This window comes from Sphingomonas sp. Tas61C01 (assembly GCF_052567495.1).
This window is the reverse complement of record NZ_CP199583.1, coordinates 3,128,770-3,153,921: the sequence shown is the minus strand read 5'-3', so window position 1 is coordinate 3,153,921 and position 25,152 is coordinate 3,128,770. Positions and strand designations below refer to the sequence as shown.

25 protein-coding genes are annotated in these 25,152 nt (G+C 59.4%); 16 read left to right on the top strand and 9 right to left on the bottom strand.

The genetic code is table 11. From position 1 onward, the window contains the following. Window positions 1-115: 115 nt before the first annotated feature. The gene (locus ACT009_RS14835; RefSeq protein ID WP_445194113.1) at window positions 116-514 is read left to right on the top strand and encodes a LysR substrate-binding domain-containing protein; all 399 of its coding nucleotides are present in this window, start codon (window positions 116-118) and stop codon (window positions 512-514) included. 648 nt (window positions 515-1,162) lie between these two features. On the opposite strand, the gene ACT009_RS14830 is transcribed toward ACT009_RS14835, so the two are convergent. After that, a complete protein-coding gene (locus tag ACT009_RS14830) occupies window positions 1,163-1,894 on the bottom strand; it encodes a PEPxxWA-CTERM sorting domain-containing protein (protein WP_445191831.1) in 732 nt (243 codons plus the stop codon). 242 nt (window positions 1,895-2,136) lie between these two features. Next, a complete protein-coding gene (locus ACT009_RS14825) occupies window positions 2,137-3,411 on the bottom strand; it encodes a hypothetical protein (RefSeq protein ID WP_445191830.1) in 1,275 nt (424 codons plus the stop codon). A 465-nt stretch (window positions 3,412-3,876) separates the two neighbouring features. On the opposite strand from ACT009_RS14825, the gene ACT009_RS14820 reads away from it, so the two are divergent. After that, the gene (locus ACT009_RS14820; RefSeq protein ID WP_445191829.1) at window positions 3,877-4,332 is read left to right on the top strand and encodes a hypothetical protein; all 456 of its coding nucleotides are present in this window, start codon (window positions 3,877-3,879) and stop codon (window positions 4,330-4,332) included. 231 nt (window positions 4,333-4,563) lie between these two features. Then, window positions 4,564-4,875, top strand: a complete 312-nt coding sequence (locus tag ACT009_RS14815; RefSeq protein ID WP_445191828.1) for a hypothetical protein — start codon at window positions 4,564-4,566, stop codon at window positions 4,873-4,875. A 161-nt stretch (window positions 4,876-5,036) separates the two neighbouring features. Here ACT009_RS14815 and ACT009_RS14810 read toward each other — a convergent pair whose 3' ends face one another. From ACT009_RS14810 to ACT009_RS14800, 3 genes are all read right to left on the bottom strand, one after another. Continuing rightward, the gene (locus ACT009_RS14810) at window positions 5,037-5,336 is read right to left on the bottom strand and encodes a hypothetical protein (protein WP_445191827.1); all 300 of its coding nucleotides are present in this window, start codon (window positions 5,334-5,336) and stop codon (window positions 5,037-5,039) included. Window positions 5,337-7,057: 1,721 nt separating this feature from the next. Then, entirely contained in the window at window positions 7,058-7,402 is a 345-nt protein-coding gene (locus ACT009_RS14805; protein ID WP_445191826.1) for a hypothetical protein, read from the bottom strand. A 1,277-nt stretch (window positions 7,403-8,679) separates the two neighbouring features. Continuing rightward, window positions 8,680-9,033 carry a hypothetical protein gene (locus ACT009_RS14800; protein ID WP_445191825.1) on the bottom strand — a complete coding sequence of 118 codons (354 nt, stop codon included), beginning with the start codon at window positions 9,031-9,033 and terminating at the stop codon, window positions 8,680-8,682. Between the two features lie 203 nt (window positions 9,034-9,236). Here ACT009_RS14800 and ACT009_RS14795 point away from each other — a divergent pair, with 203 nt between their 5' ends. From ACT009_RS14795 to ACT009_RS14760, 8 genes are all read left to right on the top strand, one after another. After that, complete coding sequence (locus tag ACT009_RS14795) at window positions 9,237-9,965, top strand: hypothetical protein (RefSeq protein ID WP_445191824.1); 729 nt, start codon at window positions 9,237-9,239, stop codon at window positions 9,963-9,965. Window positions 9,966-11,408: 1,443 nt separating this feature from the next. Then, window positions 11,409-11,777 (top strand): hypothetical protein, encoded by a 369-nt coding sequence (locus ACT009_RS14790; RefSeq protein WP_445191823.1) that lies wholly within the window; start codon window positions 11,409-11,411, stop codon window positions 11,775-11,777. A 221-nt stretch (window positions 11,778-11,998) separates the two neighbouring features. Next, on the top strand, window positions 11,999-12,751 hold the full coding sequence (locus ACT009_RS14785) for a hypothetical protein (RefSeq protein ID WP_445191822.1): 753 nt from the start codon (window positions 11,999-12,001) through the stop codon (window positions 12,749-12,751). Window positions 12,752-12,994: 243 nt separating this feature from the next. Next, entirely contained in the window at window positions 12,995-13,297 is a 303-nt protein-coding gene (locus tag ACT009_RS14780) for a hypothetical protein (RefSeq protein WP_445191821.1), read from the top strand. A 665-nt stretch (window positions 13,298-13,962) separates the two neighbouring features. Continuing rightward, the gene (locus ACT009_RS14775) at window positions 13,963-14,292 is read left to right on the top strand and encodes a barstar family protein (protein WP_445191820.1); all 330 of its coding nucleotides are present in this window, start codon (window positions 13,963-13,965) and stop codon (window positions 14,290-14,292) included. A 143-nt stretch (window positions 14,293-14,435) separates the two neighbouring features. Continuing rightward, window positions 14,436-14,888 (top strand): hypothetical protein, encoded by a 453-nt coding sequence (locus tag ACT009_RS14770; RefSeq protein WP_445191819.1) that lies wholly within the window; start codon window positions 14,436-14,438, stop codon window positions 14,886-14,888. 119 nt (window positions 14,889-15,007) lie between these two features. Continuing rightward, window positions 15,008-16,153, top strand: a complete 1,146-nt coding sequence (locus ACT009_RS14765; RefSeq protein ID WP_445191818.1) for an alpha/beta hydrolase family protein — start codon at window positions 15,008-15,010, stop codon at window positions 16,151-16,153. Window positions 16,154-16,250: 97 nt separating this feature from the next. Then, on the top strand, window positions 16,251-16,682 hold the full coding sequence (locus ACT009_RS14760; protein WP_445194112.1) for a lysozyme inhibitor LprI family protein: 432 nt from the start codon (window positions 16,251-16,253) through the stop codon (window positions 16,680-16,682). On the opposite strand, the gene ACT009_RS14755 is transcribed toward ACT009_RS14760, so the two are convergent. Next, window positions 16,683-17,153, bottom strand: a complete 471-nt coding sequence (locus tag ACT009_RS14755) for a hypothetical protein (RefSeq protein ID WP_445191817.1) — start codon at window positions 17,151-17,153, stop codon at window positions 16,683-16,685. A gap of 870 nt (window positions 17,154-18,023) precedes the next feature. On the opposite strand from ACT009_RS14755, the gene ACT009_RS14750 reads away from it, so the two are divergent. Genes ACT009_RS14750 through ACT009_RS14730 form a run of 5 tightly spaced genes read left to right on the top strand, consistent with a single transcriptional unit; the run spans window position 18,024 to window position 22,943 of the window. Beyond that, complete coding sequence (locus ACT009_RS14750; protein ID WP_445191816.1) at window positions 18,024-18,551, top strand: hypothetical protein; 528 nt, start codon at window positions 18,024-18,026, stop codon at window positions 18,549-18,551. Between the two features lie 55 nt (window positions 18,552-18,606). Continuing rightward, window positions 18,607-19,302 (top strand): NUDIX hydrolase, encoded by a 696-nt coding sequence (locus ACT009_RS14745; RefSeq protein WP_445191815.1) that lies wholly within the window; start codon window positions 18,607-18,609, stop codon window positions 19,300-19,302. Continuing rightward, window positions 19,299-20,765, top strand: a complete 1,467-nt coding sequence (locus ACT009_RS14740) for an ADP-ribosylglycohydrolase family protein (RefSeq protein ID WP_445191814.1) — start codon at window positions 19,299-19,301, stop codon at window positions 20,763-20,765. Before ACT009_RS14745 ends, ACT009_RS14740 begins: the two co-directional genes overlap by 4 nt. After that, window positions 20,762-21,343, top strand: coding sequence for a DUF2924 domain-containing protein (locus ACT009_RS14735; protein WP_445191813.1), 582 nt, complete (start codon window positions 20,762-20,764; stop codon window positions 21,341-21,343). The genes ACT009_RS14740 and ACT009_RS14735 overlap by 4 nt, the downstream gene beginning before the upstream one ends. After that, a complete protein-coding gene (locus tag ACT009_RS14730) occupies window positions 21,336-22,943 on the top strand; it encodes a recombinase family protein (RefSeq protein WP_445191812.1) in 1,608 nt (535 codons plus the stop codon). Before ACT009_RS14735 ends, ACT009_RS14730 begins: the two co-directional genes overlap by 8 nt. Here the strand turns inward: ACT009_RS14730 and ACT009_RS14725 are convergent. Genes ACT009_RS14725 through ACT009_RS14715 form a run of 3 tightly spaced genes read right to left on the bottom strand, consistent with a single transcriptional unit; the run spans window position 22,940 to window position 24,824 of the window. Further along, window positions 22,940-23,530 carry a hypothetical protein gene (locus ACT009_RS14725; protein ID WP_445191811.1) on the bottom strand — a complete coding sequence of 197 codons (591 nt, stop codon included), beginning with the start codon at window positions 23,528-23,530 and terminating at the stop codon, window positions 22,940-22,942. The two genes, ACT009_RS14730 and ACT009_RS14725, sit on opposite strands and share 4 nt — an antisense overlap. Continuing rightward, the gene (locus ACT009_RS14720; RefSeq protein WP_445191810.1) at window positions 23,527-24,177 is read right to left on the bottom strand and encodes a hypothetical protein; all 651 of its coding nucleotides are present in this window, start codon (window positions 24,175-24,177) and stop codon (window positions 23,527-23,529) included. The genes ACT009_RS14725 and ACT009_RS14720 overlap by 4 nt, the downstream gene beginning before the upstream one ends. Beyond that, window positions 24,174-24,824, bottom strand: a complete 651-nt coding sequence (locus tag ACT009_RS14715) for a hypothetical protein (protein WP_445191809.1) — start codon at window positions 24,822-24,824, stop codon at window positions 24,174-24,176. Before ACT009_RS14715 ends, ACT009_RS14720 begins: the two co-directional genes overlap by 4 nt. Between the last annotated feature and the right edge of the window lie 328 nt (window positions 24,825-25,152).

Sequence of the window (25,152 nt, the reverse complement as noted above, 5' to 3'; positions counted from 1 at the left end):
TGGCAGGACATGGTGCGTGAAGCGGTCGACGTTGGCATCCGTGTGGGCAATTTGCCTGAAGGCTCGGGAACAGCGAAGCTCATTGGGCACATGCACCGAGTGATCGTGGCGTCGCCTGCGTAACTCGAGCGCTGGCAGACCATCGGACCCGCGCGAGCTATCCGGCCACCGCATTGTCGGCGGCCCTGCTGCGTCGCAATCCTCGTCGTGGCGCTTTGAAAAGCCCGGGCAGAGCGTGTCCGTGGACGTGCGGCCCCATCTCTCCGTGAATGACACGACCGGCGCCCTTGCCGCGGTCACGAGCGGGCTGGGGATCACGTCGACAACTTCCTGGGCGGCACAGCGCGAGCTCGGCAGCGGCGCGTTGGAGCGGCTCTTTCGCGACTGGACGACAGCGAAGCTCCCGGTTCACGCATTTTTTCCTGAGGGCCGCGCTGCACGGATCGCGGCGCGTGCGTTTGTCGACTATATTCGTGCCGAACTGGAGCGTGATCCACCCGCCCCGATTGCCTGAGCATCTCGGGTCAGCGCGTCGACCAATTTCTCTGCAATCGCGGGCGGGCCAGGTTTGACGAAGCATTTGCCAATTGGCGGAGGCGACCCACTTGCGGCCGCTCGCGTGCCTTTTCACCCTCGGAGTTTCTGCCGTTCGTTCATGTGGCGCTCGCCCTATCCAGGAGGAAGCGCGATAGCGGGCTTGATTGCCCGGGGGACCCGCTAGAGAGGTTAGCCTAGACGCACAGGCGAATGTGGCTCGGCTTTGAGCAGAACGCGAGAGAGGTGCCCCCGTTCGCGCCGAGCTGCGCCGGCCTCGCCACGTTTTCACCGGCTAAGCATGCGGCGCTCATGTAGAGCGGAGAGCCAATCAGAGCATGATCTTCGACTGGGTGTATGCGCATCCCGTGATGCTCACGAGAAAGCCAACGACACCAAGAGCAGTGGCCGTTCGCCGATGGCCAGCTCTCCAAAGCCCGACTGCTACGATGAGGCACAGCAAGCCCGATGCAATGATCGCGAACCCCATGCGGTGGGTTGCCATGTCCCGCTCGCGGATGACGTCAAGCGCCCCTGCGTCGACCATTATAGGTTCTCCAGCGGCTCGTGCTTCACCCGCTTGCTGAACATGTGATTGTAATCCGCTCCGAGCGAGCGACGCTTTGCATCACGCCGGCCGCAGTGCCCTGCGAGTCCGTGGCAGACGCAATGCAGCTCCCAGCAGTGCAAAGCCGACCAGCATCATCGACCAGGTTGCGGGTTCGGGGACCGCGGCAACGGAACTGAAGCCGCCATCATAGCTGCCGCTTAGCCGTCCGGATTTGCGATTGGCGCGATCGATTACGCCGTAGCTAAAGCCTCGGCTCGCAGCGAGCGACGGATCGCGGAATTGATCGAAACCGAGTGGCACCTGAACATCTCCGGTTCTGAAAACCGCAGAGAGAAGGAGCGTGTCGTAAACCCCAGGCGGGATGGGGAACGGGGACGTGGCGCTTCCTGTGGGCTTAATCGTGCCCGCCAGATAGAAGTTGGCGACGAGTACGGCTTCCGAGCTAGTACCGCCAAGGAAGCTGAATGCATTGTAGAGCTCGACGGTCGGCACGAAGAGGGGGTCCTCGGACAGCGCAAAGCCATAGCTCCCCAAGGTCGCAGAGAAGGCGCTGACCGGCAGGTCGTAATATGCCCCAAACTCGTCGACGGTATAGAGTTTTGCTGCGTCAGTGTCGAAGTCGAGGCTGAAGGCGAAGTCGCTACCCTGAACCGCACTACCGGTCGGCGTCAGCGCGCCCGAGACCTGGCTCACCGTGCCGGCACCACTGAACGTGACCTTCTCAGCCGCGACGGGTGAAGCCGCGATCGTCAGGGTTGCCGCGACAGCGAGACATAGGTTGCGGATCATGCCAGTAATTCTCCCCAGATTTGCAGAGTACCTATCGTGAAGGCGGCGACAAGCAAATCGATCAAGCCCAGCCCGGAACCGCGCTCGGACGAGTGGCTCGATTTGGTACGCGCAGGCGGCTTCCGCACACGCCTTGGTGTCGCGACCATCGCCGGTGTCACAACCGCTCGGTTTTGACACACGAACGCCGAGAAAAGACGTACTAAGGATACCATCCGAAAACGCACTCCTAAAAGGCGGAATTAAGAACCTTTGATCAAATCCTCCGCGATCTGAGCCGCTTTTGCCAACCATGTTGCCTTCAACACGCGTGCCGCGGGCGGAGATATGCTGCTCGCCAGTTGAGTTGCAGCAAAAACAACCGCAATTGCCGCCGTGCCCTTCAGGCCGGCTTCTACGCCTTTGCGAGCTCCGGATGATATTGCTCCATACATGCCGCTGAATTCGCTCAAAGCCTTAGCTGCGAAGTTCTCTAATATTCGCAGTAATGCATATACCGCTCTCCGCGTGGCCCGTGATGGATGACCTAGCGCCTCTACGACAAGACGTATTGACATTGGTACCTCGGGATCAACGAGCTCGGGCAGCTCGTCAAGTTTAGCTACGAGGCGAGTGGCCGCCTGGTAGGCAAGTTGCGCATCAGCTGGCGTGTGCTCCGCTGCCGCAGCATTTTCAGAGAAGCGCTGCCACTCGGGAAATTGTGCGACGTAGAAGCTTATGCCTATGGTGTAGGCGTGAAGGCGTGCGCCCATAACGTCAGCCAGCTCTTCACCAAGACGTTTGGTGACCTGGTCGCAGGCAAGGTTTGCTATACCTAGCTGTATCACGTCTTGCCGCTCTCGCAGACGGCTCTGCATTCCCTCGATAGTAGAAGTTAGCCGGCGATCGGTGTTTGAACCCTGAAGATTACCTACAAGCCAATCACCTTCGTCTAAAAGGGCAATTCTCGCCTGTTCGGCGCTCGCTCGATCGATCTCCGGAATGGCGCTTCCGTAATGCCGAACGCGAATAACTGAGCCGTCATACTCGAACTGGACAGGGCCAATCTGCTGATCAGGAGTTAACGCGCGCAGTCGTTCTGCCGCTGTTGGGATGCTGGGCGGCCTGGCTACTCGTAACGGTGCCGGCGGCTCTGGTTGGTTGCTGGCCATAAACGCTGAGATGGAAACTATTTCGTTCCTTACCTGGCCCCCGAGAGGCTCAGAGTCGCCGCTGCGCTTGCGGACAACCTTCGATGCAAGAACCTCTTGAAAGAAATGATTTTCGTTTATCTCGCGTAGCTCCTCCGATGCTGACTCGAAGACGGAGAATTGCCATCCGATGTCGCTCGATGCGTGCGTACGCTCAAGTTTCTTCGCGATTCGCTCTGCGCAAGCCTTCACGGCACGCCCGGCACTCACTTCGTTGATGGCAACCCGAGGCCAAAGCTCGAATTCTGACATCGCCGCGTTTCCGACTGCGCTTGCGAGATTTTGCAAGTCGAGACGTTTCGTGCGTGTCCAGGTTTGAACGTTCATCACAGCTCGCAACCTCGCAAATCAGCTAGGCTGTGAGATGCCTTGACGCATGGTTGCTGAAGCATGCAGCTAATTGCGGTCGAATACAATGTGAGCGGGAGCCTTGAAACAAATAAGCGGGGGTGTCGTGGCTTTGCGTACGCTTGACCTTACTTCTTTTGCCATCGGGATCATCCAGGCGATTGGCGGGTGTCACAACCGGAGGGTTCTGACGCTGCAGGCTAACGCACGGATTTCGGCGGGACTAAAGGTGTCAGAAGCCAGTGTCAAAATGTCCGTTTGTGGGATCGGCGGCCACGCGCTTCGATGAACGAATGAGCGCGCGTAACCGCCGCCGGCTAGAATGAACAAAGGTCCGATTACGTCATCTCAGCACCCAAAAGCGGTCGGGCCACTATCCACCAAATCCGGCCATTCCGCTTACGCCCAATTGCGGACATTCGCGTGGCGTGTCAGTCTACGACGATGGCTGGTTTGTCTTCTTTACTATTCATCGGATTGCTCGCAGTCGGCGTGGCATCCGTGCCGGTCGTCGCACAACAACCTTCGCCAGCACAGGTGGCTTCCTTTTTGGACGGTCTGACACAAATTGAACGGGACACCTTGATCGGCAAGCTACAGATGGCACAATCACAGCTACGTAGCCGAGCGAAGCTCACTTTCGAGTTAGTATCGGGCGGCCCCGCCTTCTACGATGTTACAGCAATTTCGCCTCGGCGAGCATTCATCGAGATGTCCTTTGATAAGCCTTACTCGATTAAGCGCGAGGCCGATGGCGTAGATCGGCAGAACTACGAGCTAATATACTTTCCACCCGGCGCCAACAGCCTGATGTGGAAAGTCAGGGTCGCTGTCGCCAAATTTGAGCCAGAGGATTTGCAGCGTGTTGAACTGATTTACACGGCGCCGCCACCATTTTGAGCATTCGTGCGTGGAAGTGATATTGCAAGGCCGCCGGCCCGCTCTCCGCCGCTCGCAACCGCTAAAGCTTCCGTCAAGAAGTGGAAGGACAGGTAACCACCAATGGCAGACGGTGCATCACACGATGTGGATGGCAGCTTTACCCTCGCCTCGATCGCGCCTAGCGACATTCGTCGTCATCTCGTGTGCGAGTTGAGGGCAAGTGCGTCCTCGTGCAAAGCGGCTTAGCTTATGTTTGTTCTCGCAGTGACGTTGTTGGTGGGCGCCCTGCAAGCTGGAGCTACCGACCTCGAGCATTCGGCGTCGACGATCGCAAACGCCACGGCATACGATCTCGGCTTCAAAAGCGAACGCGTGTCAGCCTGCACTGTTACCAAATCGAGCGGCAATGCAGACGTCGACCGTTACGTTTGCGATGCTGCGCGGATGTGCGGCGACAAATTCCACACCGGCGACCAAAGAGATGCTTGCATGGTTCGGGAACGGGTCAAGCTTGCCAAAATAATCGCCGAGAGCCTTAGCCGCACGCCAACGGCACAATGATATAGACTGCGAACTCCGGCTGTTGGCTGGATTGATCAGTCAGCGACGTGGTCGACGCGCGAGGTTCGATGTTGCCCAAGTGCGGACGTTCGCGGCTCTCGCGGCGTGCACCGATATTTGAAGCTCATCCATCTTCAGATCGCGCGCTGCCGATAGTGGCCTCAGTTTTCCAAATCGTGGAGTGTCGGGCGCTGGCCAAATCCGCTTCGACGTAGCAAGGCCGCTGCGTGCCCCTTCTTCTCCGAGAGGCAATGATCTTCCACGCGTCGACCACCTGTGATCCAACCGGCAAAGCCGCTCGGTACGTAAGCGTAGCGTCGAGCTATGAGCACCCGGGCATTGTTTAGCGGGATCCAACGTTCCGACGCATACAGCGAGCGCCATTGCCGTTGGTTGAACCACTTACCTTGGCCGACAAGCTTTTCTTGGCCTGAACGCCCCAACGCAGTCTTGTCGGCCACGAACGCCATCGATCTGTAACGATTGGCGCACCTGGAGCCGAACTCTCTGCGACTCTCGATCATGTTATGTACGCTCTCGCCTGCGTACGCAGCTGCCGGAACTGCTACGCCGCTCAGCAGGAGAGCGGTGGCTAGACTGCTCCACCGTCCGCCGCAAAGGCGACTATGAACCAAAGGATGCATTCCCCCGACGCAAGCCCCAAAGATGGCGAAGGCACTGCCAAATCCAGTCCCACCACCCCATCTCTGAAGAGCGCAGCCCCCGATCAGTCCCGCGATCGAGGACAGCAGAGTTGTTGGAATTATATGCGTCGGCAGAAAGCGACTCGTAATCGCAAGCGTAGGAACGCCCACCAGCCATCCTACAGGAATAGCTATAGAGGTGCCGAATAGGAAGATGAAGAGCGCAGCAGGGAGGACCGCGATGCCGTTTTCCTCGCTAACAGAGAGTATCACTGCCGCCAGCAGTGAACCCAGGAGCGATGCTGCCAGGGATGCCAAGGCGAGATAGGATCGCCGACTTAGATTGTGAGTGCCGGTTACCATCGTTCTACCATAACGCGGTTTGAAGCAGCTGCGAACAGAACCAGACCCATTCGTAGCCTCATCGATCGTGCCGAAAGCCGACCGGCAGCTTCTGGCGGCGAAGCGGACGGACTGGAAGCGCCCAAACCCGGACATTCCCGTAGCGGGATCATAGCGAAACCGCTGCGTCGGCCCGGATCGTCGTCTTTTCGCAACGCGCGCCCGCACGACCGGCTGCCCGCTCAGGTCCAAGAACATCATCTCACACCGCGGATGACCTATAGAGTATTACCTAGATTGCGCCTTTCCCCTCATGCCGTAGAGCGAGGTCTCGCCCTAAACGTATCATTACATTGATGGACTGGCATGTTTGTGTGATCGGAAGATCATGACGATTATTTTCGGCGTTTAATAAAATCTCACGGCGCTTGTGATCGGGTTCTTCGCGAAGTGTGGAGATAGAAAGCTCGTTTAACGCCTCTTGTAAATGATGGCTTTTGCCTTCTCTATAGTCTGCGCATACTCGCCGTAACGCACCGACGACGAACCTAGAGTCCGCCGAAGCATTATCCGGGTAGAAATGGTGAAGGATATACGGAGCGGAAGGATAGCCTCATGACCTCTTGTGTCGCACGATCAAAGGTTGGAAAAGTAGGATCCTCACTTTCCGTCGTTCATCGTGCCAGCGGAGCTTCGCGCTTTGTCCTCTGACGAAGTCCGTTTGCAGCAGTGGGAGGTGGGCAGTCTCAGAGCAGGCGGCCATTTCGCTTACCCCCCAGTCGCGGACATAACGGCGCCAACATGACCGCCCCGGCATCTTCATCGGTGAATGGTACCGCAATAGCGTTCCGAAAAGCTATGAGTACGACCCCTCGTGTCCATCAAACGCGAGAAGGGTAACCACGGGAACAGGCAATCCGTATGCATAATAGACCGCCTCACGGGAACGAGGACATTCCAGAGGGGGATAGGTGGCGTGAATACAACAAGGCTTAAGAGCCAACCTAGCAATGATGATATGAACTATCCGTGAAGCCGAGTAAGTCGGGAGTGTTTGCCACGATAATCGCGCGCTAGAACGAGATTAGCACAAAGCGCACCACTAGACAGCATACGATTGGCAAAGTAAAAATCAGCCCTACGTACACATTTCCCTCGTACCGCCTGTTAAAATACATAAACTATTGGGTGCGCGATCAGAGATGCGCAAACCACGGGCCATCGCAGCTAATGGGCGTTATTCTTGCTGCCATCAAGATGAAGGCGCTACTGTAACGATTATAAATTGGTAGGCGCATGTTTAGGCGAAACACTCCGCGTTCATAAATCTCTAAAACAGTCACGGTAAATTGATCGGGTGCAGCCATATCAAGGCTATTATCGTCATCATTAGGTGAAGATATTCGCACATCCTGCCACGGATCAACCTCTTTGTTTTGGATCCGCCTTTTCAGAGCATCGGCTGCAGAACGCCACGGCGGCAGAACGAATTTGAAGGTTTTGCAAGTCTCCCGCAACCGCGCCAATTGTTCAGTCTCCATGTCTCGACAACCAGCAGTCAGCGATGACGTGATGATAAGGAGCGAGGCAACCGCGCGGAGCCGAGCAATCATTATGTTTCTTTCCCCAGCGAGTTTTGCTCGCTTGGGTTAACATACGCCGATGCCAATGTCCGCTTTCCACCACATTCAGCCATTCCGACGCCGGTCACGCCCAATTACCGAAAGCGCCCACAAGCCAACCTTGGCAGGGATTGCGCGTTGGTCCAATCTGGTGGAAAGTATGATCAGATCGGGAGGCAGAGTTGCCAAGGGCTATGTTACTCGCAGCCGCTGCGACTATCGTCGCAATCGCACCTGCTTGTGCGTCACCCCGCAAAGGCGGGCTGTCGGAAGCTGACAGGGAGAAGGTCGTCTGCGTTCCTGCGCGGAAAGCAGACGGCACGCTGACCGGCGGCGAAGTATGCAGGACCGGGGCGCAGTGGGAAGTCAGCCTGGGCAAGATCGGCCGAGCAGGTCGAGACACCAGTTTTCCAAGGGTGGTGGGAAGGTCCTCAAATTAAAGAGGACAGTTGCCACTGAGGTTTGATCTTCGCCGTTCGGCTCGTTTTGCCTTGGCGTTCAAGCGCGGCGTCGCCGTTGACGCCTTGGCGCAACGGCAGCTTACCGCCGCAAGTGGTCGTTCGGAACCGACTGCGCAGGAACGTCCGCTATCGCCCAATTGCGGACGTTCGGCAATGATGTACGATCGAGTGATGGATCAAATGCTTCGTCACTTCCCTATCAAGGTTCTGCTGCCTGTTTTGGTAGGGCAGTTCCTTTTTCACTGGATCAACGAGGGAGGCGCTGAGGCGCTGCGGGGCTTGCCATTTCGAGCTTGCCTTCTTTTTGCAATCGGCGTGATCTGGGCAGCGTATCGGACGCGGGCTGAGTGGAAAAAGAGGTCGTTCCGCTAGCGCCCAATTGCAGCCATTCCGATCTGGGCGCATGATAGCGCAATGAGCCTCATTTTAGCGACGTTGCTGTTAGCCGATCCTGCTCAACAACCTGGAGCTTTCCCGTTTGCCGAAGGCCCTGTGGCAGAGGTTAGCGCGATTAAAGCTGCCATCGCAAAGTGCAATGCGCCTGCGAAACTCGTTCAGGCAGGTGATAGGGCGACTGTGACATTGGCAATCACCCGATCAGACCGCGCATCTAACTGCTTATCCGCTTGGATCGCGAAACACCCTGATGTTGGCTTCGCTAAACATGGCTTCATCGGTCGCGAACGGCAGTAAACCTGCACCCTCGAATGCCCGCTAACGCCCACTTGCGGACATTTAGCGGGAGAAGTCGCCATTCGTCTCCATACGTCGGAACAGCTCGATAGCCGTTGCCCGCGCGCCGGGCCATTCCGCGCTGGCAATCGCCGTAGGTCCGGCCTCGACAGGCCTCGTCTCACCGGTAGCTCCGTGGAGGTTTTCACCGAGCCGCTCCGCAAGTTCAAGCTCATCATCGAAGAGCCATGCGCCTGCGCCTTGGCGAGGGTCATCATAAAGCTCCAGATCGTTGAGGATCGTGTCCAGACACAGCCCGATCCGATCAGGGTCGGGCCTCTCTGATGCGATGACCTCTATAGAGGAAAAGAGGTCCCGCCGGTCCTCGTTCCACCAGCCGTCGGAAATGTTCGCCATTCGCGAATGTTGCCCGCCCAAACTGCGCAGCGCAACGTCCGCTTTCCACCAGGTTCGGACATGCCGCTGTCGCGGAAGCGACGACGCTGCCAGCCGGTTTTTGAGGGTTCCCCGTGCGCAGGCCTCAAGTGCTATCATTGATTGTGAGAGCCGCACGCGCCATCCTCGGCCGACAAGGCAGCTAGGTAAGGTGGTGTTCGCACATGGGCGGTGAGATCATCTACATTATTCCGGCGGTGCTCGAATACGCCGCTGTGATGATGATCGTTAGCACGTTTTCACTCTGGCTTTTTCGGATTGGAGCGCGCCGATGGGTACTTCTCGCACGGCTAAGTGAAATGTCCCACTTGCCGGTTGGAGCGACTGCTTCGGTACTTTCTATCATTTCTTTGATCGTCGGCGTGATCATAGCCGCACAGCCTGTACCCCAGCCTAGAAGCGCTAGGACAGTGGCAGCCTTTGAAGTCCCGTTGAACACAGCTCTCGACCGAGCCGATTTGCTGAGCATCCTCAGGTCCGAGGCGGCGAGAGATGATCTGACTGTCGAGGTCGAAACAGCGCAGGAAATGCGAACGTGGGCCGAGATGTCGCCGGAACTGCGTAGATCGATTGATGCCGTCGCTTATCGCGGGGGTCATTCAAAAAAAATGGAGGTTACCATATCAGATAAGCTTCAACTCGGTCATGTTTGGGTCATTTTCTTTCGAGGTGAGGATTTGGCGCTAGCGCGACGCTTTCGAGCTCAGCTGATGGCACGGATTTTTCAACGTTGGCCAAACACCCTTCGCGTCCCAGTCGCCCAGACACGTGCCCTCCCGCTCATTGCGGATCTTATTCGGAACGATGCAGGTTATCAAATCGACCCTGCCAGACTGGCCACCTACATTTGCGGGCCCGCCCCCGAGAACGCGCCTGCGTCAGCCTGCCATTGAGCACTGTACCTTTTCAAGGCCGATGTTCGCTTCCGTCGATCAGCATCGGGCCTTCCGTTGTCGCAAATGCGGCAACATATGCGAAGTCCGATGTTAGCGGACTCGCGACACTGCTTCGAATGTTTGCTTTCGCCCGATTGCGGACATTGCGCACCACGATACGCGCGGTAGGTTAGACCTATGTCTCGTCCGTCACTTCCGCCAGTCGTCATAGTCTCGTGCGCGTGGTGGTCGCTCATTGCCTTTCTGATGCTCGGGCAGATCGATTGCATTGCGGGTGATCCGGAATACCCGTGTCCAAGCGCCACTCACCGCGCCGTCGTGTGGGCTGGACAGTTTGGGGGTGGTTTGTTGCTATACCTCCTCGGGCTGCGCTGGTTGTATCCGCGTGATAGGAGCTAGCGCGGTGCAAACGTCCGCTATCGCCCAATAGCGGACGAACTGGTGGTAGGTTGCCCGTATCCATGGTTGTCGTATGACTAAGCGATGAAGAGGTCCGTTTCGCCAAGGGTCGCGAGGATATTCCAGCGCTGGCTCAATGACGAGAGCCCGCGGCGCAGCTTGGCGTTGACCCGTCACCTTGCTCTTCGCGGTGATCCTGACGCAGCAACTGAGTTAGAAAGAGTAGCTTCCGATCCGCGGCCGGAGGCGCTCGCCCTTTCTCCGGCTGCGATGGTTCGCCATGCCGCAACCCGCGATCGTTGGCCTACAGCGGCGATGAACATTGCCATGCAGCGGTTTAACCTGCGCGATCTGCAAGGCTACCGCCATTGGCTTCGCCGCGCGGCACGGAACGGCGATCCTGACGCGAAGATCCAGCTTGCTCGCTTCGAGACCCGGCTACCACATGGCGTTGCGCACGATATTGGGCGAGGTCGTCCCTACAGGACGTATGACTAACGGGTATCGTCCGCGTTTGCACCAAACCTGGTGTTTCCCAAAACGCCATCCCGTGCGAGACAACCCCGGCCGTCTCGATTGCCAATTCCAATCGGGAAGACGCAACGGCTGCTATCGCCCAATGCGGACATTCGCCAACGTGGTAGGATTGCTCATGGCGTTTGTGTTGAAGCTGCTAGTTATAGCGCAGACCGCTTTTTGGGCTTGGTCTAGTTGGAAAACAGCCGTGCGAGCGAGAGCGGTCATGGCGGAGACCTCGCCCTCCCGACCCGTCTCCTATGTTGCCGGGCATTGGCTCTTGGTCGCGTTCTTCGCGGCTTTTGCAGTCGGCAGCCTATTAGGCTTGCTCGGCTTCGGCTAAACGTCCGTTTTCCACCAGGTTCGGACATGCCGCTGTCGCAAAAGGCGGGACATACGCGAAGTCCGAAACTCAGCATATTCGCGACAAGGACCATGTAGGCGCCAGGAAAGGTGGTATACGGTTGTCTTCTTGCGGACAGCGCTCAGTCGGCTAGCGTTCGATGCACTGACGAGGGATGAGGGATGGCAAGCGCCGCCATTGCAAAACGTTGGGCGACTTTTCTGTCTCTACCTCTTGCGCTCGCCTGTAAGCCTGACGCGTACTCGCTCCGAAAGAGTGAGGAGATTCTATCTCGCTTCGAAAAAGCTGTACCGTCGATCGAGGACTTCCGCCGCGAGCATGGTCGGCTACCAACAACCGCGGAGCTGAATGAGCGATTGAGGTTGGCCGATCAACCTATGAGCCTGAATATTTCGGCGGACGGCTTCCAGGACTGCGACCGAGATCTGCCGCAATTTCGCAAAGCCAAAAAGGGTTCATACGTATTGGCGATCTGGCGAGGTGAATGGCTGGAGTGCTATGATCCCATCACAAAGACCAGCTCACTTTAGCGGACGCGGAATGCCTACTGCTTACCAGGTTTGGCTATCCGGTGTCGCAATGGCGGCGATTTACGCGACGTTCGAAACTCGTATCAGCGATGTCCCCAATGTGACACGCCAGGGCAGAGTCAATAATGGAAGTCGGGCTCGTGTCTAACATCGTAGCCGCGCTCGGCATTCCTTCAGTAGCGCTCGTTGCTCTGACACCGTTGGCCGCCCCGCAGCCTTCGATGGCTGCGCCCGAAGCCGATACTGCACCGCAAGCAGAGCCCGCGGTGCAACCAGAAGACCAGGCGCAGGATATCGTCGTCCTGAGCCGTCTTCCTCGCTGTCGCCTGCTTCCTAGAGATGTCGCCGATACAATACCGACTGGTGGACGAAGCGGTCCTCAGGTCATCCGGCCTGACTGGAAGACCGGTGAGCTCGACCTGTTTCCCGAAGATTACCCAATCACGGGCAAGTCGTTCTGGCAGAGGGTAGGCTCGCCAATCGGCTCCTACCGCTTCCGATCGCCGGCCGGCGGAGACCTGCTCTGCATCGGGTCCAACGGCGGAAACGCCTTCGGCTATGCGCAACTCCGTCAGGCGATCGATGCGAGACCATATCGAGGCAAGGTGGTCCGCTTCACGGCGCTCGTAGCGACCTGGAAAGCGGCCTCCGTGACGTTCTGGCTGGCCTCCGGCGAGTCACAATACTCCGAAGGCAAAAGAGAGAAGCTGGGTAAGAGCGTGATAGCGGGAGGCGACTCTCACGAACGACCGATCCACGGCAATCAAACATGGCTGCCGATCAGCTATGTCATTGGGCCGATCCCGGCCTGTGCGACACAGATAAGCTATGGAGTGACGCTGGAGGGAGGCGGCGACGTCTGGGTCTATAAGCCCGCGTTCGAATCCGTACCGCGCGAACAACTGTCGGCGTCAATGAGAAACAGGCCTGCGGCGGACCGGGCGTGCCGGAAGAGGCGGATCTTCTCTGGTTGAGGAGTGCTGTGGCACTCACCCTTGAAGAGCGCGATGGCACTGGTGCGTGAAGTCGACGTCAGCGACCTTCTAGCCGCAAGGACGTCAAATCGCGCCGACGAGATCGGGACAGATCGCGGATCGACGGCGCCACTGTCGCAAAAGCACCGACATTCGTGACGTCAGAATTCAGCATTTCTGCGACAGGAACATGTCCGCTCGCGCACAATTGCGGACACTGGCAGGCTGATGCACTATCGCCCGATGTTCGGTTTTCACGATTACACGACCGATTCTCGGAGCGGGCGTCCTCAACCACATTACTCGTGGACACATGAAACCGTCGCAACGTGGACAGCTTGGGCGTTGGCCGCGGTTTTTCTGGTCGGCGCCTTGGCCCTCTACCTACATTGGCACACGTGGGAAGGTCCAACGCAGATGGCGCTGGCGTCGCTCCTGTTAGCCGGAACCGCCTATTGGCGTCACGACATGCTCGCACGCAAACTCACAGCATTCCGCGATGCAGTCGAAGATTACGAAGCCATGCTCGAAAAGCCGTTCGGCTGACGTCCGCTTTTTACCGATTGCGGATATCACCGGGCGATTAGCACCCTTCCAGATAACCTGCGGAATGGGAACGCGGGCGGGACGGTTGAATTGCTCGGGTAGCGACGTCCATCAAAACGCAGGAGCGCCATATAGGGATGAACTAAGCCGCCGCCGTGCACCGTGACGCCCACATCACGCCACCCGTGAGCAGCGCCTCTAAACATAGTAATTGGCGGGTTGGCCACGGTTGTTCGCATGACCAACCGATAGCTGTTGCCTCTCGGAGAGAGAACGAGAAGCAAGCATCCGCCGCTGCCGCAAAAACTTGGAGCGGTGAGTAATATGAAGCTCTCCTTGCGCCCGTCCCCGTTCAGGTCCGCGTCCGCACGCCGATAGCTAGTCGTTTGTAGCGTCTGTTGCACGAAACATTGCACTCCGTCCTCGCGCGGACCGCTGGCGTGAGTTGCCGCTGCGACCGTCAGGAGCATGGGAAAGGTCAACGTTTTCACAAGCGATCCATGCCATCGCTGATGTCCGCTTTCCACTAATCCCGATCATTCGCGTGTTGGTTGCGTCGAATGACCGCTATCGCCCCAACTGCGGGCGGTCAGGCGTTCGAGCGAGTTGCTCCAAAGTCGCCATTGATCCAGCATAGTTCTGCCCAGAGCTAGAAAGCGAAAGCCATGAACGTCGTCCAACTCGATGCCCGATATTGGAAGACGCCACCTGATTTCTACAACGCTCTCCTAAGAGAACTGGGGGCTCCAGACTGGCATGGAGAGAGCATACCCGCGCTGATCGACTCCATGATCGTTGGGGACATCAATGCGGTAGTATTGCCATTGCGCGTCGTCGTCACGGGCTTGGACAAGGCAAGCGAGGCGGCCTTTGATGAATTGATCAAGGCGTTCTCTGCACTCTCTCGATATGGAGCCATGGCGAACATCACTTTTGATCGGGCCTCCTTAAAGATTGCCGAAAACGTGTCGCCCTTTCTCGACGGACGCACCTAAGCGGACGGTCCGTTCTCCACAAATAGCGGACGCTGGCGGGTACCGCGCGGCCGTTGGAGCTGATCCCGCGTGCACGCCCCGCGGTGTTTCTCGCGTTGGCGGGGCGCTCCGTTAAATCGATAGCAACGCGATACCTGTAGGTCGTGGCAATGGATCACAGGGCCATCCTCGCGCTTATCGAAGCCTATGATCGCACCACTGAGGTCATTAGCGCTGCGGCCATCAGCGCATTCCCGTCCGCCGCCAACGAGCTTGTAGTCTCGCGCCGCGATCTTGCGCGGCAGGGACTTGAGATGAGCAGGGCCATTGAGGAGCAGCTCGCTGGTCCTTTGTTGCGTCATCCCTCTCACGCTGCGTCGGAGCTTCGCGCTGCGTACGCGGAGCGCACGAACAAAGCTCGCGTTGCGATTGCAACTCACCAGGCAAAATGGCCAGCGATCAAAATGCGTGACGCAATCGCTGATTACAGAGGTGATGTGAAACGGTTGCACCTAGAGCAACAGGGCTATCGAGCGTGGCTGAAGACTCAATTCGTCCCTCAAGCCGCCGAACTGTTGTCGCGCGCGCAAGCCGCATCAAGGCCGTCTCGATCATAGAGGCTCGGTGAGCGGGTACGCCCAAACCTCGCCATCCCCAACTGAATGACGGTTGCACGAAACCGGCCCTTCGTTCAGCGTGCGACGACCATTTCGGACCTTCTCATCGACCGGGCCGATTGGTAATTCATCCCCGCTTCCAGCTGACCGAGATTTCGGGCACACTCTATCTTCTTCACCTAAAATCTTGGAGCAACTCCGTGCGCACGAAGGCAGTCCTTGCGGTGATAAGCGCATCTCTCTTAGCGCAGGCTTCGGATGCACGAACGAACAGGACAGAGCGCACCAAAGTTGCCGCAGGGGCGAGCGTGCAAGAAGTTCGCATTCCGTCCGTAGCCGGTGTGGTTCTTGCCGGCACCTTTCGTATTCCTACTGGCCGTGGCCCGAATCCTGTTCTCATCATTCAATCCGGCTCAGGCCCGAGCAAGCGCGGTGGTTATCTGCCGTTGGAACACCGCCTCAATCAAGTCGGAATTGCTACCATTGAATTCGACAAGCGTGGCGCAGGCCAGTCGACCGGAACGTTCGCGGATACGATGCAGAACATGGAGTCGGACATTGAAGCAACGATCGCATGGCTGCGAAAGCGTTCGGACGTTGCTGGCACTCGGATCGCTTTGCTCGGCCACAGTCAGGGAGCAGCGGCTGCGCCGGAAGTGGCGGCTCGCGATGGTCACTTAGCCGCAGTCGTATTTCTGGCCGGACCAGTCGGGCAACGCGGCACAATGTTCGGCGAAAGAATGGAGGCCCAACTCGTAGAGAGTGGCCATTCACCGGAGGCATCCCGTCGCGTAGTCACGGCCACGCGGTCGTGGATGGAACTTCGGAGCCGAGGCGGAGCAACAGAGGAGGCCGGGAACGCCCGAGCCGCTGTCGTCAAACAGTTCAGAGGAGCCGGCTTCGATGCTGTGGGGGCAGAGGGTGCGACACGGGTGCTGGATAGCCCCCAAGCGCTCTCAATGTATCAGGCAGCTCCGGGTACGGCATTAAATCGCCTGAAAATTCCCGTTCTTGCCATCTTTGGCGCGCGTGACGAGATCGTGGGTGCTCAAGGTGACGCTGCATTGGCAGCTCTCGCCGAAAATCCCGCCGCCTTGGTCTTGGAAGTTCCAGGGGCAAATCACGGTTTTGGGTATCGTCGCGCGGACTCGCCGCCGCGGGAGAGTCCTAATGGCGGCCCTTGGCTATCGCTTCTTCCCAAAGCGCTGATTACGGATTGGTTGAAGGAACAGCTGGTCGATGCGCCACAGGCCGATCGTTGGTAGGCCTCGACACAGATCCCATGCTTCATGAACGTCCGCTAAACGCCGTCTGACGCTGCTAAGCTGCCGGACCGCTTTCCACCAATTGCAGACATTCACGATGTGCTGCATGTTGACACTTGCGATTTTAATGATGTTCCAAGCAGCTGCCGAAGGCGCACCATACCCTGCTGATCCGCCATGCTCTGATGGAGGCACCTTCGGCATGGCACAGTGCTTGGAACAGCAAGCATCGCGATGGGATGCTCGCCTGAAAAGCGAGTATGAGGCGGCGCAGGGCAGGCTGCCGATTCGACGCCGCATGTTGCTTCAAGCCGCTCAACGCGATTGGATCAGGTATAGGTTTGCGAACTGTAAACTGTACGCAAGCCATGAGGGCACTGTCCGTCAGCTTTTGTCAAACGGCTGCGAGCGGGACATGGCGAAAGCTCGAACTCTCGAACTGTATAAACTCGACCGAGCTTACGTCCGCTTTCCACCAACGTGGGCCACTGTGCGAATATCCGCTGACGACCATTGCGGATATTCGTGATTAGAAGAATCTACCGTCCTGCTCGTAGATGCCATCCACAAGAGCAAAGGCATGGGCTGCGAGCGGGGTGCCGATCACCTCAGCTCGATTGAGCGCAGTCTCTGCGAGTTCACCCTTTGCTTCCGGGCGATCACCAGCATCGATGACCATTAGTGCCGGTGTGCCGTCAGGTTGCTCTCGATGCACCATTGAGACCAGCACGCGGTCGTCTGCGGATGTTCCCTCACCCCACCTTCCCCAGATAATGTCGAGGTTGGCGCCGATGTCCGCCAAATGCCCCACGGTCCAATTCATCCAGTAAGCGACAAGCATCTCCTCGCCATCACTTACCGTCCCCCAGACGCGGCGGCTTGCATTTCCGCAGCAGTCGCAATGACCACCGGTCTCTCCCATCCGCTCCACCCGAAAACGCGGCGACTGTGCTACTTCGTGCATATCGTGCACCATAGCTGTTTGATGTCCGCTTTCCACCACAAGCGGACCTTCCCGCCCGCTACGTCGCGAATGCTTGCTACCGCCCACATTCGGCCATGGAGGCGGAGGGGCCCACCTCCACGGAGGACGGATCTTAGATGGCGACAGACCTAGACTAAATAGCGGAAGAGCAGGCGTTTTCTTACTGTTAGCGGTTCGCGCTTGCTCCCCGCGATCTTTTGGTAGATCCTCACAAGGAGGAGACCCGCACATGGCTGATGCAAGATCTGCTGAGACTTCTGGTGCATTCACAAAACTGCAGCTTGCCATCGCGAGCGTGATGTCAAACCCTAGTCTCAATACTGTCCTTGGGGAACTCGACAAGCAGCGATCGAGTCGAAGGTCAGGTGATGATCTCAATGACGCTTTCACAAGTAACGGTGCTCCGCTACCAAAAGACGTGAAGGTGTCACTCGCTCCTGGAGATACTGAGGCTCGTAAGATTACACTCGCTATCTGCGTTAGCTGGAGTGATTCATCTCATTGCGCAACCATCACCTTACAGCCACCGATCGAAATTGAAACGCTCTAACCTGAGCTGTACTGCTTCGTGTGAGGCAAACGCTTTCATGTTGTGGTGCTACCGCTAAGGTATTAACCTCGCTGGAGGTCCCACGCTATTCGTTGGCTGTGGATCTCGACAAGATCGGCAAGATGCCGCCTGCGCAGTATCAAAATAGGTTACCAGAGCTACGTCTGCTTACCACCAACCTGTGTCGTGCGGAGCGGAGACGCTCTGCCGTGTTTAGCGGTAGCCGATGGTTGTCGCGAAGCACCGTTGCCGTGTTGGCGGAGGTCGAACTCGTGTCTAGCCGGAGCGGCGAAAGCGGCGTTGTATATTAGCCCTTTCCGCGAGAAGGCTGGCTCATGAAGACCCTTGGCACTCGCCTGCTCCACAAGCCGTTCCTAGCCAGCTACCTTCGACTTCTCCCGAACAAGCTGGCAGAGGCGTCACGAGGCATCGTACTTTATCAGCCGGGACTGACCGGCGACGAGCTGCGCAGCCAATTAGAGGAAATGTTCTGCCTTGACCCACTGGTGCTTGATGCCCTGCAGTCGATACGCGTGCAGGTGACCCGCCGCCGACCTGAGCTGGGCGAAGGCCCGCACAACGGCTATATCGCCGAGGGTAGACTACCATATTCCGGCTCACGCGTTTTGTGGCGAGCCAGGCCGTCTAGCGAGTTTCACTTCCCTCTCACTGGGAACGCCGCTGATACCAGCGTCGGCCTGCGCAAGCTGGTCCCGTCAATGGACCTTGGCGCATTTGCGGCGGAGCTTCAGGAAGTGCTGGTACGCACACGCGCAGCGCTGGAGGAGTTCGCACCGAGAGTGCGGTCCTACGATGAGGCCATACGCTCGGAGATTGACCGCACCGTCAGATCTTGGCTGTGACGCAATCTAAATAGACGCTATTGACATATAAGCTGTAGACGCATTAGCTGAGCTGATGATGACGCTGCGCCCAGCCGACTACGACGCTTCTGCCTTCACGCCGTTAGCTGTGACGGTAGACGTTGTCGTGCTGACGGTGGTTGATGGTGTGCTTACGGTGCTGCTTGCCAAGCGTGCCGAACAGCCGGCACTCGGCAGCTGGGCGCTCCCCGGCGTGTTCGTGCGTCCAGACGAAGAACTGGATGCGGCAGCGCGGCGCGCGGCTCAGGACAAGGCAGGCGTTGCTGCACCGGTGCGACAGTTCCAGACCTTTGGTGGTGTGGCCCGCGACCCGCGCATGCGCATCGTCAGCGTCGGCTACATGGCGGCTGTTCCTGGCGGCGCTGCCGAAGCGGCGCAGGCGGATGGTCGCCGCTTCATGCGCGTAACAGACGGCGTGGTGCGTGGTGCCAACAACCGCAAGCTGGCCCTGCCCTTCGACCACGCGGAGATCATCGCTGCGGCGGCCGCCGACCTGCGCCACAATCTCGACCATAGCGCGTTTGCCTTTGGCTTGCTGCCCCGCGAGTTCTCGCTGCGCGAACTCCAGCAGGTGCATGAAGCGGTGCGCGGTGCGAGCGTCAACAAGCCAGCATTCCGCAAGCGACTGCTGGAGAGTGGCTGGCTGGAGCCGACCGGCAGGCGCGAGACCGACAAGGGGTTTCGTCCGGCCGAGCTTTATACCGCCCGCGCAGAGCGACGCGTGGCATGACGAGCAAGCCGCGCACCAGCGCCTCACATCCGCTGCAGATCGCCGCAGTGCCCGCGGGCACAGGAATAGGCCGCATCGGTGTCACCTTCTGCCCGGGCAAGAAGCAGACATCAGCCATGACCGGCATCTGGGACCGCTGCCTCGACACCGATGTCGCTGCCATTGCCGCCTGGGGCGCGGTGCTGGTTATCAGCCTGGTCGAAGATCATGAACTCGCCTCGCTTCAGGTGAACGGGCTTGGGCAAGCTGTTCGCCACGCGCACATGGACTGGCTGCACCTGCCCATCCGCGACGTGTCGGTGCCTAGCATCGCGTTCGAGAAGAGCTGGCGCGAGGTCGGCCCGGGCATTCGCTCGCGGCTGCGTGCAGGTTTCGATGTCGTGGTCCACTGCAAGGGTGGGCTCGGGCGAGCGGGCCTGGTTGCCTGCCGCATGCTCATCGACTGCGGCATGGCGCCCGAGCAGGCGCTTGCTGCCGTTCGGCAGGCGCGCACCGGTGCGGTGGAGACGTCATCGCAAGCGGAGTATGTGCTTGGGCTGAAGCCGCTCGCTGAGGTGGCGCCAGCCACCGGCTCGACCGCCGTCGAAGATCGCGCGGTCGGCGCGCTTCTCGGCCTTGCAGTCGGCGATGCGGTTGGCACCACGCTGGAGTTCACAAGGCGTGGCGCGCAGCCGCTCCTGACCGACATGGTTGGCGGCGGTCCGTTCAAGCTGAAGCCCGGCGAGTGGACTGACGACACGGCGATGGCGCTGGCACTCGCCGACAGCCTTGCGACAGACCCGTCGCTCGACGAGCGCGATCTGATGGCGCGCTTTGTCGACTGGCAGCGCAGCGGCACCTACTCGTGCACCGGACGCTGCTTCGACATCGGGGTGACGACCAGCCAGGCGCTGGCGCGGTTCCGTAGCAGCGGCGATCCAGCCGCTGGCTCCACTGACCCGATGAGTGCGGGCAACGGCTCACTGATGCGCCTGTCGCCGGTCGCCATCTGCCACTGGCGCGACGGGAAAGCGCTGGCGAGCATCGCTGCGCGCCAGAGCGTCACCACCCATGCAGCAGCCGAAGCGGTCAGTGCCTGTGTCGGCTTTGCCGCAATCCTGGCGGACGCAATCGCCGGCGAGCCGCGTGATATGGTGCTTGGCCCCCGCACGATCGAGCTTGCGCCCGCAGTGCGGAGCGTGCTGGCGGGTTCCTGGCGCGGCAAGCAGCGCGACCAGATCAGGTCGTCGGGCTATGTCATTCATTCGCTCGAAGCCGCGCTGTGGTGCGTGGCTTGCACCAGCGACTTTGCATCTGCCGTGCTGCTGGCCGCAAACCTGGCCGACGACGCCGACACCACCGCTGCCATCACCGGCCAGCTTGCCGGCGCGCTTTACGGCATGAGCGGGATACCCACCGCGTGGCTCGACAAGCTTGCCTGGCGCGAGCGGCTGACGACAGCAGCGCGAGCGTTGCTCGCGTGAGCCGCAAGGCGGCGCAGCGTCTCATTTCAGACGCAGCGTCCGCCGGCCAAGCATCACCTGAAGAGCGGTGGGAACGTGCATTTAACAGTCCTGCCCCGATCCGCCCGGCAGCCTTCCTTGAAGCGGCTGTGGCATGGCATGAGCAGGTGCTGCTGCACGGCGACATCGCACCTGATGTAGCCGAGAAGCTGGAGCAGGCGGCTGATGCAGTTCGCGCATCACGCATGAACTGCACAGCTGCTCCGACTGACGGTGCAGTCGACCAGGTTCATGCGCCACGCACGAACTCAGCAGCCACGGCGCCGAGAGTTACGGCGTCACGCACGAAATCTGGCAGTCCCGCAGCAGCATCGCACCCTGCCTCGTCGGAACTTGCGCCGGGCACCCGGCTGGTGAAGATCCACGGCGGCCACACGCATGTGGTGGAGGTCACGAGCGCCGGCATGCTCTACCAGGGCCAGCTCTACAGCTCGCTGTCGGCTGTCGCGAAAGCCATCACCGGCACGCACTGGAATGGCCTGCTGTTCTTCGGCCTGCGCAAGCGCAAGACCTACCCCAAGGCAGGCGCCGATGGCTGAGCAGACGATCCGCTGCGCGGTCTACACCCGCAAGTCGAGCGAGGAGGGCCTGGAGCAGTCCTTCAACTCGCTCCATGCTCAGCGTGAGGCCTGTGAGGCGTACATCCTCTCGCAAAAGCACGAGGGCTGGCAGCTGGTGCCAACCCCCTATGACGATGGCGGCTTCTCTGGAGGCTCGATGGAACGCCCGGGGCTGAAGGCGCTGATGGCCGACGTCGAGGCGAAGCTCATCGACACCATCGTCGTATACAAAGTCGACCGGCTGACCCGCAGCCTTGCCGACTTCGCCAAGATGGTCGAGCAGTTCGATTCCCGCTCGGTGTCGTTCGTTAGCGTCACGCAGGCGTTCAACACCACAACGAGCATGGGCCGGCTGACGCTGAACGTGCTTCTCTCCTTTGCGCAGTTCGAGCGCGAGGTGACGGGCGAGCGCATCCGCGACAAGATCGCCGCGTCAAAGGCCAAGGGCATGTGGATGGGCGGCAACATACCGCTTGGCTATGACGTCCTCGACCGGGCACTGGTCGTCAACGAAGCCGAAGCGGAGCAGGTGCGCGAACTGTTCCGCCTCTACTTGCACCACCAAGCCGTCGATGACGTGGTCGCAGCCGCTGAGCAGGCTGGCATCCGCTACAAGCAGCGTACCAGCGCGGCCGGCAAGAAGGGGGGCGGTACGGTGCTTGGTCGCGGCTCGCTTTACAAGATCCTCAGCAGCCCGATCTATGCTGGCGAGATCGGGCACAAGGACAAGCGCTACCCAGGGCTGCACCAGCGCATCGTCGAGGCGGACCTCTACGACGCTGTTCAGGCGCGGCTGGAGCGTAACCGCCGCAAGCAGCGCGGCAGCACGGCAACTGCCGCTGCTATGCTCTCAGGCCTGGTCGTGAACGCGGCCGGGCACAAGCTGACCGCGACCCACACCGGCAAGGGCAACAAACGCTACCGATACTATGCCGGCAACAAGCAGCGCGTGCCCGCGGGCGAACTGGAGAAGCTGGTCACCAGCGCCATGGTCATGAAGCTTGCCAGTTCTGCCGCCCTTGCCTCGCTGTTGCCTGCCATCGAGCTGCTTACGCCTGCTGTTATCGCAAAGGCCGCTGCCGCAGCAGCGAGCCTCGAAGCTGCCGACGATCCGGGGCGGCGAGCAGCAGCGCTGGAGATGGTCGACCAGGTCGTGCTGACACCCACATCGTTTGTCATCGACCTTCGCCTGGCCAGCCTGGGGCTCGCTGGCACCGGCAGCATCGTGGTGCCTGCGACCATCGGCCGCGCCAACGTCAAGCTGACCCTGATCGTCCCCGGTCCTGCACAGCCGCGCATCGACCCATCGCTTGTTGCCGTTGCCGCGCAGGCACGCCGATGGTTTGCGATGCTGGCCGGCGGCTCACATGCAGCCATCAGCAGCATCGCTGCAGCTGACGGCGTGACGCCTGCGTATGTCCGCCAGATCATTGATGCCGCCTTCCTTGCACCCGATCTCGTCACCAGCATTGTCGAAGGACGGCAGCCGGCAGCGCTGACCGCGGCAAAGCTCAAAACAATGCTGCCGCTGCCAGCAGCGTGGAGTGACCAGCGCGCGCTGTTCGCACGACTCAGCTAGCCTTGGTTGACAGCCCCTGCGTTCACCAGCTCAGTCCAGTCACTGTCCCGCATAGTGAGGGCCGCAGCGAGATCTGGATGGATCTGATCGACAAGGCGGCGTGCGCGAAGCTCCAGATCGATATGATAGCGCCGGACAACGTCGACCTGAGCAAGGAGGTGGCGGTCAATCACCTCGATCTCAGCGGCGAAGAGGCTCGGCAGCCAAGGCAGGAATGCCTCACGCACTTCCGCTTCGAGCACAATGGCGTTGGCCATAACCTGCCCGTACACCGGTCGGATCGTTGGCCAGGCTGGCGCAGCGAGCATCAACACCTTTCGTTCGCCGGTGAACGGGACGAGGCACGAAGCCTCGAATAGATCGATGCCGCGACCCTTGCGGCTGGCGATTGGCATGGGGGCACCAAGTCTCACGCCATTGGTGAACCGAGCTGCCTGGATGATGGCTCGCCGCAGCATCAGCTTCGACACCCGCCCCGATCCAGCACAGAGCTCGTGCACCGCGTCGCAGGCAAGTTCGCTGAACTGATTGTGGAGCACCTGTTCAAGCTCGTCTTGCTCAAAGAGGCGAGGTCCGACCATTCTCATGGTAAGCCACTCAGCACCGGCATTGGCGTGTGGATCCACTCGGTACTGATCCGCGTCAGGTACAGGACGTTCGCGGTGATACGCTTGCCGGCAAGGCGCTGCAGCAGGTCGTCGCGTTGAACAAGCTTTGCGGCGAACGCCGACGTTCGCGACGCTGCTGGTCGGCCCATACCGATCTCGGCCTCGACATCCGCCAGGCGCTCGGACCAGCGTACCTCCTCGCTCAGCAGTGCCGAGCGATGTATGAGCTTGTGGCATTTGGTACATGCCCAGCGGCCTTCGCGCAGCACCAGCACATCGACAGATCGCGAGCATTTGGGACAATGGGCAAACGGGCGCTTATTGTGCGGAAGTGAGCCCTTCCACGCCAGGCGGAGCGGCAAGTCACCCGCACTCTCGTCGCTATAAGGCAGCTCGTCGGCTGCATAGTGAAGGTCTACGGCCTCTTTGGAGGTGATCTCGACGCTCGCTGCCCCGATGGCTCGATGCTGCCGATCGCGCCACAGCAGGTGAGTGCGCCCTGCCCTTGCCTCCCGCAGCACCTCGCCGACGCTGATGCGGGGGTAGGCTTCGATGTAGCCAGGCTTGTTCTCCCAGGTCCATCGCTGAGCGGCCTGCCTTGGCTCAACCCAGGTCGGCACCGTCACTGGCCCGCACTCCCTACACGCTTTTCTCGCTTGTCCCAGACTGCGTAGACGGCATGCCTGAAGCGAGCGTCAGGTCGCTTGCGAGGGCCATCACGTTTGGCTTTCAGCGCATCAAGCTCGCCGAGTTTCTTCCTGTACAGTGCCTCTGGCATGCCAACAGGCCGGCCTTCCTTCAGGTCACCATGAAGCAAGTCGATCTGTTCTACCAGTAGTTGCTGCGCGGGAACTATTCTGCTTCTCGGTCTTAAGCCTTGACATTCAGCGCAAGCCCAGTCATCTTTCAAGTACAGTTTGACTTTGTTCTTCCTGCAAGCAGGGCAAGTGGCACATGTTCTGTAGTGGTAGAGTCCGCGCTGCAGGAAGTCGAACCGGATGCGGCGTGCCTTCTCGACCGCTTCCAGCCGGCTCCCCGGGTAGATCTCACACGAGATCAAGAACTCGTCGCCCTCATCGGGCCACGTCAACTCGCCTACCCCTGCCACTTCATGCCACTCGGTATACCAGGTCACGCGTCGGCTACCCGACCGCGCACCGCGGCCCTGACCCAGCAACTCCACATCGAGTTCGGGATAGGCTTCCAGGTAGCGCGGAGTTTCGTTGTCCAAAATGTTCGCCGGGGATGGGTGATCACGATGGACCTTCTCCAAAACACTCCTAATCACAACCCGCAAATTGCTTCGAAATGGCGAAAAGCGGGAAAGTGGACGATAAGGTCGCAGCGGGAAGCCACAGCTTCTGAATAGACGCCTCGGCACCTTGCCCTAGCAGCGGACCCGTTCTCAGGCGTCTATAGACGCGCAGGGCATGAAAAAGTCGCGGATTACCGCGGTTTCGATGCGAACCGTATTCGCTTGAATGTGAGGAAGTGGCGGAGACGGAGGGATTCGAACCCGCGCAATGAGCTGTTTACTGTTGGTCGCAGGTGACCAGAGGTTACTGGCTACACTCGATATTTGCACTCACCGCGATCGCGTA